This is a genomic window from Nostoc sp. CmiVER01 (genome assembly GCF_034531135.2).
GTDB lineage: Bacteria > Cyanobacteriota > Cyanobacteriia > Cyanobacteriales > Nostocaceae > Nostoc.
Genome location: NZ_JAVRBU020000010.1, coordinates 42,636 through 57,771, shown reverse-complemented (window position 1 = coordinate 57,771; position 15,136 = coordinate 42,636). Strand labels below are relative to the sequence as shown.

Here is a 15,136-nt window from a genome sequence, read left to right as displayed (position 1 = left end):
ACTTCTCCCAAATTTACCCATCCAAATTTTAAGCCAATGCCTTCGAGGGAACAGCCAATGAAAACTTCTAATGATATAGATACAAAAAAAATCATCAAAAAATCCGACAAGCTTACCCTGAGACAGATGAAACTAATCGAGGAGGCTGAAGACCAACTTCTTCAAGCTAATACTGACAATTCTACTGCCCCTGTGGTTGAGGTTGAGGAGAAAACAGTAGCGATTTCAGAGCCTAGAGTTCCTGACTATATTCCATTGCTTGACAATCCTCCAGTACAATCTGTGGGTAATTCCGGCTGGCAGGTTTCTGATGTCTGGCGGGATATTCGGGTAGATGATTTCTGTAGTTGATGGTAGCGAAAAGCAAGCGCCCAGCGTACCAGATCGCTGCCAAAATCAAGTTCAAGTTTCATGTTCACTCTGATTAAGATATAGGTATTTGACCTCAAGGGTGTCGATACTCATGGTGCAAGACCAGATTTTGCTGAATGATTGGCATGTAATAGCCCGCTCGCAAGACCTCCAACCTGGAACAGTACAGCACAAGCGTTTATTAGGCTCAGATTTAGTACTCTGGCATAATGGCGACAAAGTTCTAGCTTGGCAAGACCTTTGCCCTCATCGTGGCGCTCGTCTTTCTTTGGGATATGTCAATAAACAGACCCTTGTATGTTCGTACCACGGTTTAGCCTTTAACAGCGAAGGTAAATGTATACTAGCTCCAGCTAATCCAGACCAATCGCCTCCCGCACGAGCTTGTGTTAAAACTTACCAACTTCTTGAGCGTTATGATTTGCTCTGGGTCTGTTTAGGAACACCAAAACAGGATATAGCTCCATTTTCTGAGTGGGACGATCCGGTTTATCGCAAAATTTTCTGTGGCCCCTACCACTATCACTCTAGCCCCCTGCGGGCGTTGGAAAATTTTATCGATAAACTCGGACCTGGAGAGCATCGTCTAAATGTCTTCTATACAATTACCCCAGTCGATGAAGATGAGTGCGTGGCCCAATATTGGTTAATGGTAAACAGCGCCCGTGAAATTCCAGTTGAAGTCTATCTAAATATTCAAAATCTTGTTGCTAGTCAAGATATCGCCATTGTCAATTCCCAGCAACCCCGACGCTTACCTTTAGATTTGCAAGCAGAAGTACATTTACCGAGCGATCGCTATTCTATTGCATACCGTCAGTTGCTCAAACAACAGGGTATTACTTTCGGCACCATTTAGAACTTTGTTATAGTTTGCTCTCGTGACCAATTCTTCCTTGATGGTACAAGCCCCTAAATTCATTTATGGATAGATAAGTTTTAAACAATGCAGGGTTCAAGCCTCCGAATAAATCCTGGGGCATTAATTGCGAATTGCGAATTGTGCTGACATTGTTTGTATTGTGAGTTTGCTTCCTTAGTGAAATTTTTTCAACGTAATAAATAATAAGTGGGGGTTCGCAGATAAAGTGAAATTGCGGCAACGAACTTATAGGTATTTCAGCCACAGCAATTTGCAGATACAGTGAAATTACTTGTCAGACAAGGCTTTTAGCTAGCCAGCCAATTCGTGCATAAAGTGAAATTTTGTATCTAATCCCAGAAATTAACGTTATCCTGTACAGTGCTGATAATAATTTATACCTAATTCTTTAATATTCTATAAGAAAGTTGCTTGACTATCTATAGTTGGAGTGAGCGATGGCGTAACCGCCCGCCGGAGGCGATCGCAAAAAGGTCAGAGGTAAGCCCATCGCTCAAAAGTGCGTTTTTAATAACGTCAGTTCGGGTTAAGGACTCAAATTTGATTACTTTGACGAAAGAATAACGCTTTCACGCTATCAAAACTAACGACAGAATCTTAGTCTGCGGCAAAATTTCACTGAGCCTACAAATATAAAGTATTATTTTATACTTTAGTTACTGAGATATTTGGAGAAGTGATTTTAATCGTATTTTATGTCGGATAAAAGATAAGGGTTTCTTATTTTGTGTTGAACGTGGTATATTATCTTCAAGTCGGAAGTCGGAGGTCGGAAGTCGGAAGTAAGAATATGGAAGTGGAGTAGGTGCAGTTGTGGATAAAAATGTTGGGATTGCTGACAGGAGTAAGGCGTTTGCAATTAGAATCATCAAAGCTTGCAGCTTTCTTGATGAAAAACCGGGTATTTGCCGCACGCTATCAAAGCAACTGTTGCGTTCTGGAACAAGTGTTGGTGCAAATATAAGAGAGTCACGTTCGGCTCAGTCTGATAAAGACTTTTTGCACAAGATGGAGATCGCTTTAAAGGAAGCGCGTGAAACTGAGTATTGGCTAGAAATTTTAATTGAGTCTGAAGTTGTAGAAAAAGCTAAATTTTCTTCTTTACTTCAGGAAGCTGATGAGATAGTAAAGATACTCGTAGCCTCTACACGCAAAATTAAAGAGAGATTAAATGGCAATAAACTTCGCAGTAAAAAGATAGTGGTTGCAAGAGATAAGCACTCAGAATTTACAAATACTGTGAACTCGAAAGCGATACCCCCTAGCTAGGTTACACATTCTTACTTCCGACTTCCGACTTCCGACTTCCGACTTCTGAAGACTTTTGAAGAAGAGAATGAACCATAACGCAGATTCGTTGCCTCCAATTAAACTTATTCCTCTGGACGCTGAAAATGCATCGCTCTCTGGGCGTACTAGAGTTACAAGACCACCCACTGATATCCGGTGGGTAAAGGTACTGGAGTTTTTACGCAGCAACAATCTCGCACCCAACAGCCGCAAACTTTACGAACGCGAACTCAAAAGGTTTTTGGCATGGAGTGAGCTGCACTATCATGAGCTACGCCCGCGTCATTTCGCACTATATAAAGAGTATCTGCGGGATGAACTGCGGACTGATGCAGGTAAACCGCTTTCAAAAAGCAGCATCAATGCCTCAATTGCGGCACTCAAAAGCTTTTTCAAATGGATGTCCTACACGTATCCTGAAATTATTTCTACCTTACCCACATTGGGTATAAAACTGGAAAAAGTGCCACTGCCACCAGCCCAAAGTTTGACCCTTGAAGAAATGGAGCGGGTGTGGTCAGCGTTGGAGTTATTGGGAGAAACAAAGCAACGAGATACAGTACTTGTCCACATCCTTAGTCATGGACTTCGGGCTGGGGAAGTTGTGCAGCTAAATGTTGGCTCATTTGATGGCAAGCTGCTGTTTTTATCAGACACTAAAACCAATGAACCGCGCTTAGTGCCACTAAAAAAAGAGAGTCGGGAAGTTTTAGCAGAGTATTTGCAATTGCGCTCACAGCAAGGAGAGGTGTTAAACAGCGACTCTCCACTGATGATTTCACACCATGCTTCATACAAAGGTGAACGCTTGAGTTATCACGGCATTTACTTTGCTGTAGAAAAAATTGGTGAAATAGCTCACATTGAGGATTTACATCCTCATTCCTTTCGCCATACTTACGCTACTGACTTATTGCTCTTGAGAGTTGATCCCAGTCATGCGCGGAAGCTGACGGGACATCAAAGTGAGAAAGCGTTTCGGCGGTATACCCTCCGCAGCGAACAAGAAGCTGCGATCGCTGCTTACTATCGTGCAATCGGTGAAGAAGTGGAGTAAGGTATGCCAAAGCCACTCGATCCCAAATGTCAGCTATGCTCCAAACTACCAACAACTCAAGCAAAACTACTGCATGGCCCACAAGGGGACGGGTGTTGGAATCCAAAAGTCTGCCATAATCGCCGCTCATTCTATCGTCACCGGAGTGAAAGTCATTCAGCAGAAATTGATGCAATCGTAGTCGAACCACCAGCAACATATTTTGCAGTGCTGTATTTGTATAAAGAACCAGGGGATAAGCCATTGCACGCCTTGGGCGCAGAACTCTGGCTAGGGCAAAAACCAATTTGCCGCCTAGAACCAATTCACTGTTTTGGGCTAACGGCTGGCAAGATCCGCGCCTATACAGATCAGGTGTTACAGGCTTTTGCATCTCAATACGGTGTTTCATTATATCAATATAAGGATCTGTTCGAGATTGCACCAACACATTGTCCAGTGCGTCCTTGTCCCCTGCACCCTGACTGATCGTCATACAAGCGATCGCTCTAGCCTCACTCACATTCATACTTCCCAAGATTCCAGTTTTGACCCTTCCGCGTCCTCCAGCCCGGCATGACGCATGAGAGAGCTTCCCAAAAACCATTACCATAATTGCGGTGCAGCAAGTGAACAATCTCATAGGCTACTACGTACTCCAAGACTGACAAAGGCGCATCAATTAACTGCCAATTGATGCGAATCACTCCATCTTTTCCGCAGGTTCCCCAAACTCGCTTTTGCTCTGAAAGCCTGACAGGTGGTAATTAAACACCCAACTTACGGGCATAAACTTTGATTTTGATGAAGTTCTGAATATCCTGCCAAACGCGATCGCGTTTCCAATTAGTTAGTGCTTGCTCAATAGCATTTTGTATTGTTTAAGATTATGTATTTACGTATTTGAGTCAAATGATTTTAGATAAGCAATCTTCTGCTTCCTTCCTTAACAAATGACAACGAGTCATTGCAGTAATACTGGACAATCCCTGTTGGAGAAGGTCTTGGCTAATCACTTGACGGTCAAGCATCAACTTAAATAACAAGCTTAATGAGTAATGTTTGATACGCTTTATTTTAGCTAATCTTGCTAACTCAGGATTAATTATTAAAAGAATGAATTCACACTTTTGAGCTAAGGCAAATGCATAACCTTCATCCTGGCATAGAGTTGTGTGGCTTCGACAGTACTGAATTGCAAAAGTTGCCATTTCTGGTTCAAGTGATTGAATTTGTAAACCTAGCTTCAGTAATTTTTGTCCGTCGTAATCTTTTAATTCACGCTCATAAAGAAAATCAGTGACATTGATTTCAATAGGTAAGTTGAACAGTGGTTCAAGAAACCCTACTCGCTGTAGCATTATCAATATTGAAGGATTTGATATCAACAATCGCATCACATTCTAGTTAAAAAATAAGTGTTTTCAAGAAATAAAATTTCACATATTAAACTCTTAATTTTACGAAAGGAGATATTTTTATAACAACTATTTTAGTAACATAGACGTAAAGTTACTTATACCAAATTATTGTGAAGCCGCATGAAACTATAGAAAGCTGGAATGGTTGCCAAGCATAGTCTCTAACTCTTTGATTCTATGCAACTTCATACAAAATTGGTATTAGGCTGATCAGAATGGGAGCAACGCGAAAAAGTGAGATCGGGGTTTGGTTCTCAATTACACCCCTATATTCTCAACAAAACCTGGTTTTTTAGTTGCGATCGCATCCTGAAACAAGCTATATACGTCCCAGGTTTCAGCACCTCACAAAATCGCGTTGCTCCCCTTGCTGCACTGCTTTAGCGAAGTCTGCGGCAGTAGGGAAAGGTTTTTCTTTAACTGCGATCGCAACAGCTTGCTCTAACTTATCGGGAGTTTTGACCAGTCTGAACAAGGAGCGAGTTTGAGAGGGTTTGGTAATCTTGTCTTTGAGTGACTCTGGTAGGGTATCTCTTACCTCTGAGGCAGATAGCAAATCTCTCACCCGACGATACCCACCGTATTTGATTAGCTCCTTTTCACAATAATCTTCAAAGCTTTTGTAGCCAGCATCGAGGTAATAGCATTTTTCCCACATCACTCGCAACTCTTCTATTGCTTGCCATTCAAAACGGTTAATGGCGGTGAAAGTGTCTTGAATGCTGGTGTTGAGAAGATTGTAATCGAGTGCTGATGTGGTTTCGGGTTCTAGTGTCAGCATGATTGTTACCCACGTTTGGTAAATGCTTGTCCTGTATCAACCAGAGAGTGCAATTAGCAGCAAAGTGAGCAGTTGGCTGATTTGGGATCAGACCAAAAATATGTCAACATCGTAATTAGCTCACTTTGTAGTTCACGACTTGAGCAAGCGATCGCAGTGCTTTGCCGGCGGCGATCGCTTTTAGTATGCGGCAGTGTAATAGTTAATCAAACTGCTCGTTTTCTACTCCATTGCCGAATTGCCTGACAAGGCAATCTAATATTGCTTGGTCTAATGTCACTTCTATTCGCTCTAGCCGTCTATCTTGATCCATTCTCTTTCTCCATGCTAGGGGAATCGCCTCTCTTTTGTATCGATTTTACAATACTTGTATTGTAAAAGCTATATATCCCCTAAAAAAGACTTAACCCGCCTGATCATTGGCGGGTTTGTCTTTGTTGAGTAGTTCTAATAGTTGAGCGTGAGTTTGCCTAAGAGATTCGTTCTCCTCTCTTAGGCGGCTGATTCCCCCACTAGTCGATTGTTCTCAATGCCAACTTTTCTCTCAACTTCTTCCAATCGCTTGATTACCTCTGTTAGGTCTTGCGGTTTTTCAGTGGACTTCAAGTAATCCTCAATAAACTGTTTAAGAACAGCTGACACTGTTCTACCTTCAGATTTCAGTTGTTGACTAAACGCTTCCCTAATCTCAGGGTCTATTTCAAACGAGATAAAAGTTCTTTGTTTTTTTAAATTAGCCATACACTTCTTCAGTCCTTACACCCTAAATTTACTCTTGCTCAAACTTGTATTGCAAGGTATTGAATAATATGTATCGTAATGTATTAACAAGTATTGATTTAAAGGTTAAAGTAAATACAGAATAACAAAAAGCGATCGCCCCAAGCCTGGTAAGCAGTGCGATCGCCTTTGTTCCTAAAAAGGAGACTATTATTATGAACTACTTTGCTTATTCACAGCAAGCCCCAAGAAGCTTTCACTGCAACACAATAGACGAACAAGCCGCAGCCCAAGCGGAACTGTACACCCACCTCGAATCCCAAGCCGAAGCTGTAGCCCCAACCCAAGACTTTCTGACATCTCGCGATCGCCACATCATTGCTGAGATTATCGAAGTCCAACCCGAATCAGTTCGCACCATCTGGATCGAAGGCGGAATCACCGTATGGGTGCAATTCTTTGATGGTGGACGACTACCCTTCGATAGGGACTGGTTTGCTAAAAGAGTGCAACAGGTCAAAGCAACACTCCCAGAAACACCTCTGGAACGCAACGAACGCCTAAGCGATGAACTAGAAACAGCTTGCATCAAATTCGGTTTAACTTACGGACAGATTGACTGGCTTTCCTTCAGCACGACTCTATATATGAATCGCCACCGTGTTGGCTTCGTCGGGTACAACAGAGCAAATCAATGGTACAGCCGACGTACTCAACTGGGGGGCAGCCATACATCTGACAGCATTGATGCTGCCATCGCATCACTCGGAATCAGGCAAGCAGTAGCAGCGTAAATACCGAATCTAGAAAAGGCGATTGCAACCAAAACAAGTGCAATCGCTTGCTACTTCACCACGAAATGGCTTAATCATGGCACACGTCGCAATAACTACACTCTCACCTAAAACACCAGATTGGGATGAACACTGCGAAAAAATACTGCTGCCACCAACAGATCCAAACGCAGAGGTCATAAAAATTTCCGTTTACAAGCTGGTGTATTGCAATGGTGCTTGTCCCAAGTATTACCGCGTTTACAAAGCCGACTCAATGCTTGGTTTGGTTTTTCAACATATAACCCATTGGTCAAACGAGGTAGACGAGATCCGCTATACCCAGGCATTGAATGCAGTAATCGCACTAGAGAATTTTCTCAAAACTACAAGTATTGACAAGACTGTTGCAGCGTAAACCACAACTCATACCAATTCGCAATTCGCAATTCGCAATTCGCAATTACAAAACTTAGATACAGCAAGGCTTTCAGGATTTACATCTGTTTCATTATTTTAGTGAATTGGTATCAGGAGTCAGAAAATACTGAATTCTGACTTCTGGCTTCTGAATTCTCCCTAACTATTCACCAATTAGAACAATGGAACCAACAATATCAATTCCACACGGTTGGAAATACCCTCGTTTTACTTTAGGACAACGGTAAGGATTCAGGTGTTTGAAACCGAGTCACAGAGCGAGTTTCAAAATTTAATTTTGTTTATTAACATACCTTAAGTCGCAATAAGGAACGAAAACGTAGGCATTACATAAAACTTATTGAGAATAAAAAATCATGCCTAATTCATGGAAACTATTATCAGGAAAAGGTTGTAGCGATTTTGGTATGACCTGAATCCTTACGGACAACGTACAGAGCAGGGAATTATCATCGGCATCAAGTATTACCTAAGCAATAGTCTTTTAGCATACGAATATGGCGAAGGCTGGCGCTACATCGTCATGCCTGATATCAATTCTATTGATGAAGGAAATCACTTAGAGAACGAGATTAAATTACTGACACCGCAGGAATTGAGAGCAGAGATTCAGGCTGAAATAGAAAAATGTCTACGCCAACTTGAACTGCTTAAGTACGAATTAAAAGCAATTCCTGGAGGCATAGCTGATGGCTAAATCGCCTAAAAACTGCTCTGACCTCACGGCTGCTAGCTTGCTGCTTTTCTTGCGCCGCTATGGTGGTTCTGCTCCTTTGCACAGCATTAATTTCTCACGAACAGTAATCCAATCATTACTCGATAGAGAACTAGTACGAGTGCAGAATACCAAACACGGTTTTTTACTGACAATTACACAAGATTCTGACAAATTGCCGACTAACTAAACCCATTAACTTACTAAAACAAACACAACAAATACAACACCATCATGGAAACCATCAAAATCAACAACAGCGTTTTTCTCATCCCACCCAGCCAACCTAAACTGCAAGCCAATTGCGCTAAAGAGTACGGGCAATTCCTTTTAGATTGCCCTCCAAAGTTGACGATTTTAGAAGCACAAGCTGGTGGATATCTCAAAGGTAACAAGGCTGATTTTGCAATCGCAATCTCCCGCCCTGACCGTGCATTGACCATCAACGAGAACTTCACCAACGAACCATTTACTGAACTGTGGGTAATTCCAGTGGCAGGAGGACTCAAAGACCAGTTTAAGGGGCCAGCCTCCATGCTGCTTTCTTTCCTGATCCACCGCCGCAGTAAAGACAATTTTGCTGGATTGTACAATCACTTCGCCCATCGCGCATTTCAATCATGGTGTGAGGAAGGGATGCCCGGAGATCCAAAGGAGTTCTGTTATCAGGCGATCGCTTCGGTACTGAAAAACTACATCTTCTGTGCGGAGTTCCAAAAGGTGGAAGGAGCGCTGGGAACGTACTGGTTCATCCAATGGTCGTACCGTAACCCACAGTCTGACTTTGAAAAAGGCGCTCTCGAAGCAGCCGAAATGATTCGTAGTGGTGCGGAATCTGGGGCAACAGTTCATTGGGTAACGAATGAAACGTATGAACGCTGGGCTAGTAATGCTGTCACTGCACCAGCATTGCCCCCGGTTTCGGAGACTGAAGTGAGGGCATCTCTGCAAGGACAGAATCAGACAGTTATGCCACAAGGTAACAAGCGGTAATTAGGTACTACAACGGCGATTCACCTTTGAGTCGCCACTACATAAATTAGCAGCAAAAACGAGTAATGAAAATCGGTACTGTCTCAATTAACTATTCGAGAAAGTTTAACTTGGGCAACTACGAATCAATCGAATTAGGTTGTTCTTTATGGGCGCAGGTCGAGGATGAAGAAGATGCTTCAGGCGTAGTTCAATTTCTTTATTACCAAGCAAAAGCAGCAGTTAAAGAGGCAGCAATGCCCGTGATTAAAGCAAACGAATTCCAAATTACCAAAGCCAAATCTCAGCGCAAAGTAGTAACTGATGAAGGTGTTGCAGAACTAGATAATTTTTGAGCCAATCAAATATGAAACAACTAACAGGTTTTATTACCGTTGCCGCATTACCTGAATCTACTGCTGCTTCTGCTAAAAAACAGCTAATAGAAACAATTGAATGGCTCCATAAAGAAGGTGCTGCTACTGAAACCAACCTCAAACTTTTGACTGCAATTGTCGAATCGATTCTTTGCTCGGAAGAATCATACACAAACACGGTGAAAAACCCGATGGGTGGAAATCTTCTGGTCGTAGAGTAAAACGCGGATTGTTCCGCACGAGCCAGAATTGGTATATTAATGCAGATTGCAACGGAGCAGCCAATATCATCCGCAAAGTAAGCACAACACTTAGTTTAAACTTAAGTGGAGTGTCTAGGGGGTCATTGACTACCCCCACCCGGATCTATATCTGGGTGACAGCTAAGAAGAAACGGGGTAACGAGGTTTTAGCCCGTTGCATAGTTTCCGCTTAGAGTCTCCGCGTCTCAAGATGGGGGAGTGTCAAAAAGATATGTTCGAGATTAGTCTATCTCATTGACGATAAAGTTAATTTAGAAGATTTCTAAATTTGTGTCAAAAAGATATGTTCGAGATTAGTCCATCTCATTGCCCAGTGCGACCCTGCCCGTTAAATCCTGAATTTCTTCAATGACTACATACCGTCAATTAACCATCTGGGATGTATTAGATGAGTTGTCCGAATCTCCAGCGACATCCTCACTTGTACCGATGTGGGAATGTTTAGATGCGGAGCTAGAAAAATTACCCTTGGAGGCACAGTTATTAACCGCAGCGCTTGCCTTCACTCAAATTGCGGATATTCTCAAGTCTCGTGCCGAAGTGCTGTTGCAAGATACCCGCGATCTCAATAGCCCAAAGGGGCCAATTGTTAGTACCGATCTCTTTGCTGGTCTAGTGCGGACAACAATGCACCTAGATTTAGATGATTTGATTGAACCGCGAACACCACAAACCTTTAAACCACATGGCCCACACCAATTTTCATATCCTAACCAGGAGGGTGATTCTGTAGTAGCACCCGTTGAGAAAGCGAATGTTTTGGCAATGCTCGATGAGGTGACGAGTTTAGAGGATGTCCATAATCTGGCATCAGATGAAGATGTGCCAAAATGGCAAAATGCGATCGCTAACTACCTGATAAATGTCAAAGATGAGATTTCTTTAGTTAAACTGCAACGTGTGTTGCAAATGCCGATGGTAGAAGTATGGTTGGGATTATTGCTGGGTGGGTTTACATTAGAACAGCGTGGTGATTTTTATCACAACCATAATGTCTGGGTGAAAAGCTCTCCTTTCTATGTTCATCAATTCCCTTAGTTGCGATCAGGGAAAAGCGATCGCCCCAATCAAAAAACCTTAATAATGGAGAGTAACGCAGGCACGAATTTTTCCCAATTTGGGAAAAGCGATCGCTGTCCTCACACATAACAGCTGTTTTATCTATTGGATTTTTAATGCTGATTTAGTCAACTATATTGAATAAATCTATGATTAGCGATCGCCGACTCTTCCCCAGTCCCCAATTTGACCCCGGCTTACCTGCCAAAATTGCCAGTCAATCTCTTCTTTGGGGGCTGAAACATTATTTAATCTAGATTATTAAGTTCTCTTCAGGTTTTTCTTCCCCATTCTGTTGTGGCTCACAAACATTTCCCTGCCAATATGCGGGAATAATAACGGCAGACAAAAAAGACTTATCTGTGTGCGCTTAATATCTGCGCCAACCCAGTCCCTAACCTCTTTTAACGCAGTTTCAGGAGTTGACGAGAAATAGCCCCCCACAAATCCAAAGACCCCACAGCACATCAGAGGCTACGGGGTTGATTGGTGATGCCTGAATGACCTCTTTTCAACATCCTGTAAAAAAGATCGGGAGATTTGCATAAGAATACTTCATTCCCATGAAATAAGGAAGGAGCTGTTCTAAAGGTGTTATTGCACGTACAGAGAAAATGGCAAATTAAACAAACAGTGTGCAGCGCTTAAGCGCATACCCAAAGTTACGGCTTGCCAAAAGTTACACACATCACACACAGCGGAAAATTATATTATGTCCAGACTAATTGTTTCTTTGCCCCCATTAGAAAGCACTTCTGGTTCCGATCTAGTGGTGGGACAAGAGGATAATGCATTCCCAGCAATTGGAATTGAGGTTCTAAAAAACGGAGTCATCGATACTAGAGGAGGTAATGACACTATCAAGGGTAGTGCCACTGGTAGCGATTTTGATTTCTCCAGCAATAAGGGCCCAGGCACTGGCACAGGCATTGCTAACAGTGGCATCATCAATGCAGGGAAAGGAGATGATACTATCTCTGGCACAGGCACTGGCGGTTTCGACTATATAGGCTCTGCACCTGGTATAGGTATCTCTAACACGAATGGCGGCTACATTAATGGAGGAGACGGAAAAGATTTGATCTCTGGAACCGGAAACAGAGGCGACTTGGCTAAAGGCATCAATAATACTCAGGATAGCCGCATTGATGGAGCAAAAGGGGACGACTCCATCGAGGGAACTGGAAATGGACAATCTGGATTTGCTGGTATAGGAATCTTCAACAGTGGTGGCAGCAATATTAATGGAGGAGAAGGGAAGGATTCCATCAAGGGAACTGGAACTGGTGATTATTTTGGAGGAGATGGTACAGGCATCTTCAACAGTGATGGTAGCGTTATTAGTGGAGGTCTTGGAAACGATTCTATTACTGGTATCGGCAAGGGCGGTAACGCGTTAGCATCGCCCGATAGATTAAATACCCCTGCCGGTAACGGTATAGGTATCTCTAACAGTAAGGGTAGCACGATCAGTGGAGGGCAGGGAAACGACTTCATCTCTGGCACAGGCACCGGCGGTGGAGGGGACAATAGTCCTTTTGGGAATTATGAACCTGGTGTAGGTACAGGCATTGTTAACAGTGGCAGCATCAGTTTAGGCGATGGCAACGATACCCTTGTCGGTACTGGCATTAGTAAAGGCATAGGTATTGTTAATACTAATGGCATCATCTGTGGAGGGGCAGGAGATGATAGTCTTACTGGATATGGTGCCAAAATTGGCATCCAAGGTGGCACAATTGATGGCGGAAACGGTAACGATTACTTCAAAGCCCGTCTAATTGATGATAGCAGTAATGCCGTTTCAGACCAAGGGGGGGCTATTGCAGATGTCGTGATTAAGGGTGGATCTGGAGCCGACACATTTGATGTTGGTTACGGTAATGCTACGATCGATGGTGGTTCGGGATCGGATAAGCTAATTTTGCCTGATTTCAAAAGTGATTACACTATTCTAGGCAGCTCGAACAATTACACTATTAAGCGCGATCAGTTCACGTTGAATGTATTGAATGTTGAGGAAATTGCCTTTTTTGGCGTTGCTCAACATAGCTAGTGTGCTTGTTGGATTACTCTTTAGGGATTTCCAACAAATACACTAGCTCTTGAGTTCCTCCTTCAAGATGTTTGAAAAGTTCTATTGTAGGTATCAAAAAGTTCTATAACCTCCTAAATTCCTCGATAAATTGGGAGACTTAGATTCCGGTTCTAGAACATTTTATTGAGGAGTGGGCGCGGTAAAATACACTGTGTATTACATTCGCCAACAGTATCCCCACCGTAGGTGATCGCAGCGTAGTAGACTGTCCAGTTATGGCGGCTATAAAAGGACACTGCCACTCCCTCCTCAGATTCCTTCTTGAAGCGATAAGCCATTCCGGCAACGTCTTCTCTACCAGACACTCCGCGATCGCTTACCGCTTTCATACATGGGTTATTTATTGGATTGTTGCATCGTGTCTTTGTTGGATTAACCTCTTGTTTACTAGCTGTCTCGTCACTTCTGCTGCTTCCAAACAAGGTTGTACTCTCTTTCAACAGCCGCCAGCAGCTTTGCCTGCAAGGATGACAGATAAGGTTTAGCTTGTTTCCCCAAGCCCTGCAACAGCCAATCCACAGAAGAGTCACGGTTAGCCACTTGATGCAACTGCCGTAACCTCACACATAACTGCTGCATGAATTGGCAATCTTCATCAAGCAATTCCAGTAACTTCAGGTGTTCAATTTTCACGGTGTAGTCGCCGTCCCAGGTCTGGACTGTACAACTGTATTCTCCAGCATGAGTTACCACACCCCAATAACCCGCTTTTCCTCTCAAATCTGGATTATCCTTCGGCAACAGAAGGCATATTTCCCCAATATGATAAGGATTGGGTACTTTCGTGCTTTCGCGTATCCTATCCACAACATCTTTCACTATGCGACCGGATGGAATCTTATTACCAGCTTGCTCCACTGCCTGCTGCCATACATCCGCTTGTACAGCCGGTTCCAACTCGGCTTTCGCCAAAAAACGCAATTGTCTTTCGTTGGTCGGCATTGGAATTTGCCGACCATTGGTCGGCAAAAACTTTTGAAGATTCTCATAAACGACAGTAGCCGAAATCTTCAAGTACGCCGCATCACGACTATAATTGAAGCGTTCGCGGCAATACTCCTCAAAAGTCCGGTGCGTGGAACGGTACAGCCGTCTGTCCATCAACTCCATCAGCGCCTGACCTGCTGACAAAAATGCCCTTTCTACCTGACGTTCCAATTGCAAGCGTAAGCTTTGTTCTTCTTCGGTCAACTCTATAATTTCAACAGCCACAACCTCAATGGTTGCTGAGGCTGGCTTATCTTGGGCAGAAGTGTTTTCGGGAGCAAAGTCCGTAGCTGGCTTTGGTTCAACAGATGCCGCAGAGGTAGCTTTCTTGCGTCTGGATGGTAGTTTGTTCATTGTGCTACCTCCAAGACAAATTGGCTCGTAGCAATATTGAGTTGTGTCATCATGAAAATAGAGTTTTTTATTTATACCCCCATCCTTCAAATAGGTTAAGGTTTTTCATTGCTTTTTATATTTTGCACTGATGGAAGAATACTTTGACGAAAATCAGTCCAATACCACAGTTAACCAGAAATACTTCATAAGTCAGGAGCCTGAATTTAGTTTCAGCTTATTCTAGAAAATACTTTCTTCAACACATGGATAAAACAACGGCTAAAGCTTGATTATTTGACAGCGGGTATTGCATTTTGGATGACTTTGTTTGGAGTACAAGAGTCGTTGTTAGAATTTCGCCTGGGTTATCTCGGTCGCTATTGGTTTCTTGCCATTATTGCTAGCTTACTTCTGATACCAATTTAATGTGAAGCTGCACAAAATGATTAAGCCTCTATTCTTGGCGTTCTTGGCGTTTCGTTTTTAATTCTATGCATCTTCATAAAGAATTGGTATGAGCTTTTTGCTCTCTGCCCCGATTACTATCACGCTAATCATTCTTAAGACGGGGCATACCCTATCTCACATAAGTTATATTGTTTGGAAGTCCTA

At 42.9% G+C, this 15,136-nt stretch carries 20 protein-coding genes and 1 pseudogene; 15 read left to right on the top strand and 6 right to left on the bottom strand.

The genetic code is table 11. The features are described from left to right. Positions 1-57: 57 nt before the first annotated feature. The 5 genes from RMZ43_RS18160 (at position 58) to RMZ43_RS18140 (ending at position 4,070) form a co-directional block, all read left to right on the top strand. Positions 58-351, top strand: coding sequence for a hypothetical protein (locus tag RMZ43_RS18160; RefSeq protein ID WP_428850798.1), 294 nt, complete (start codon positions 58-60; stop codon positions 349-351). A 112-nt stretch (positions 352-463) separates the two neighbouring features. After that, positions 464-1,231: a Rieske 2Fe-2S domain-containing protein gene (locus tag RMZ43_RS18155; protein ID WP_428850797.1), complete on the top strand. Its 768-nt coding sequence runs from the start codon at positions 464-466 to the stop codon at positions 1,229-1,231. Between the two features lie 837 nt (positions 1,232-2,068). Further along, positions 2,069-2,524 carry a four helix bundle protein gene (locus tag RMZ43_RS18150; protein WP_428850796.1) on the top strand — a complete coding sequence of 152 codons (456 nt, stop codon included), beginning with the start codon at positions 2,069-2,071 and terminating at the stop codon, positions 2,522-2,524. Between the two features lie 67 nt (positions 2,525-2,591). After that, complete coding sequence (locus tag RMZ43_RS18145) at positions 2,592-3,602, top strand: tyrosine-type recombinase/integrase (protein WP_428850795.1); 1,011 nt, start codon at positions 2,592-2,594, stop codon at positions 3,600-3,602. 3 nt (positions 3,603-3,605) lie between these two features. Continuing rightward, positions 3,606-4,070, top strand: a complete 465-nt coding sequence (locus RMZ43_RS18140) for a hypothetical protein (protein WP_428850794.1) — start codon at positions 3,606-3,608, stop codon at positions 4,068-4,070. 26 nt (positions 4,071-4,096) lie between these two features. Here RMZ43_RS18140 and RMZ43_RS18135 read toward each other — a convergent pair. The 3 genes and pseudogenes from RMZ43_RS18135 to RMZ43_RS18125 form a co-directional block, all read right to left on the bottom strand. Beyond that, positions 4,097-4,333, bottom strand: a pseudogene (locus RMZ43_RS18135) (YgjP-like metallopeptidase domain-containing protein); the annotation flags it as partial. 156 nt (positions 4,334-4,489) lie between these two features. Continuing rightward, complete coding sequence (locus RMZ43_RS18130) at positions 4,490-4,942, bottom strand: hypothetical protein (RefSeq protein ID WP_428850793.1); 453 nt, start codon at positions 4,940-4,942, stop codon at positions 4,490-4,492. Between the two features lie 397 nt (positions 4,943-5,339). Further along, positions 5,340-5,783 carry a hypothetical protein gene (locus tag RMZ43_RS18125; RefSeq protein ID WP_428850792.1) on the bottom strand — a complete coding sequence of 148 codons (444 nt, stop codon included), beginning with the start codon at positions 5,781-5,783 and terminating at the stop codon, positions 5,340-5,342. Between the two features lie 72 nt (positions 5,784-5,855). Here RMZ43_RS18125 and RMZ43_RS18120 point away from each other — a divergent pair, with 72 nt between their 5' ends. Then, the gene (locus RMZ43_RS18120; RefSeq protein ID WP_428850791.1) at positions 5,856-6,029 is read left to right on the top strand and encodes a hypothetical protein; all 174 of its coding nucleotides are present in this window, start codon (positions 5,856-5,858) and stop codon (positions 6,027-6,029) included. A gap of 246 nt (positions 6,030-6,275) precedes the next feature. On the opposite strand, the gene RMZ43_RS18115 is transcribed toward RMZ43_RS18120, so the two are convergent. Further along, entirely contained in the window at positions 6,276-6,524 is a 249-nt protein-coding gene (locus RMZ43_RS18115) for a hypothetical protein (protein ID WP_185582802.1), read from the bottom strand. A 194-nt stretch (positions 6,525-6,718) separates the two neighbouring features. Here RMZ43_RS18115 and RMZ43_RS18110 point away from each other — a divergent pair, with 194 nt between their 5' ends. The 9 genes from RMZ43_RS18110 (at position 6,719) to RMZ43_RS18070 (ending at position 13,159) form a co-directional block, all read left to right on the top strand. Continuing rightward, entirely contained in the window at positions 6,719-7,297 is a 579-nt protein-coding gene (locus RMZ43_RS18110) for a hypothetical protein (protein WP_428850790.1), read from the top strand. 22 nt (positions 7,298-7,319) lie between these two features. After that, positions 7,320-7,694 (top strand): hypothetical protein, encoded by a 375-nt coding sequence (locus RMZ43_RS18105; protein WP_428850789.1) that lies wholly within the window; start codon positions 7,320-7,322, stop codon positions 7,692-7,694. Positions 7,695-8,240: 546 nt separating this feature from the next. Then, on the top strand, positions 8,241-8,414 hold the full coding sequence (locus tag RMZ43_RS18100; protein WP_428850788.1) for a hypothetical protein: 174 nt from the start codon (positions 8,241-8,243) through the stop codon (positions 8,412-8,414). Beyond that, positions 8,407-8,622, top strand: a complete 216-nt coding sequence (locus tag RMZ43_RS18095) for a hypothetical protein (RefSeq protein ID WP_069074056.1) — start codon at positions 8,407-8,409, stop codon at positions 8,620-8,622. Before RMZ43_RS18100 ends, RMZ43_RS18095 begins: the two co-directional genes overlap by 8 nt. 44 nt (positions 8,623-8,666) lie before the next feature. Then, positions 8,667-9,425: a hypothetical protein gene (locus RMZ43_RS18090; protein ID WP_428850787.1), complete on the top strand. Its 759-nt coding sequence runs from the start codon at positions 8,667-8,669 to the stop codon at positions 9,423-9,425. Positions 9,426-9,490: 65 nt separating this feature from the next. Then, complete coding sequence (locus RMZ43_RS18085; RefSeq protein ID WP_428850786.1) at positions 9,491-9,760, top strand: hypothetical protein; 270 nt, start codon at positions 9,491-9,493, stop codon at positions 9,758-9,760. Positions 9,761-9,771: 11 nt separating this feature from the next. Then, positions 9,772-10,002, top strand: a complete 231-nt coding sequence (locus RMZ43_RS18080; protein WP_428850785.1) for a hypothetical protein — start codon at positions 9,772-9,774, stop codon at positions 10,000-10,002. 390 nt (positions 10,003-10,392) lie between these two features. Continuing rightward, positions 10,393-11,082, top strand: coding sequence for a hypothetical protein (locus tag RMZ43_RS18075; protein ID WP_428850784.1), 690 nt, complete (start codon positions 10,393-10,395; stop codon positions 11,080-11,082). A 733-nt stretch (positions 11,083-11,815) separates the two neighbouring features. Further along, positions 11,816-13,159, top strand: coding sequence for a hypothetical protein (locus RMZ43_RS18070; protein ID WP_428850783.1), 1,344 nt, complete (start codon positions 11,816-11,818; stop codon positions 13,157-13,159). Between the two features lie 152 nt (positions 13,160-13,311). Here the strand turns inward: RMZ43_RS18070 and RMZ43_RS18065 are convergent, their stop codons facing one another. Both RMZ43_RS18065 and RMZ43_RS18060 read right to left on the bottom strand, forming a co-directional pair. Continuing rightward, positions 13,312-13,530 carry a hypothetical protein gene (locus RMZ43_RS18065; protein ID WP_428850782.1) on the bottom strand — a complete coding sequence of 73 codons (219 nt, stop codon included), beginning with the start codon at positions 13,528-13,530 and terminating at the stop codon, positions 13,312-13,314. Positions 13,531-13,600: 70 nt separating this feature from the next. After that, positions 13,601-14,542, bottom strand: coding sequence for a hypothetical protein (locus RMZ43_RS18060; protein WP_428850781.1), 942 nt, complete (start codon positions 14,540-14,542; stop codon positions 13,601-13,603). Positions 14,543-15,136 lie beyond the last annotated feature (594 nt).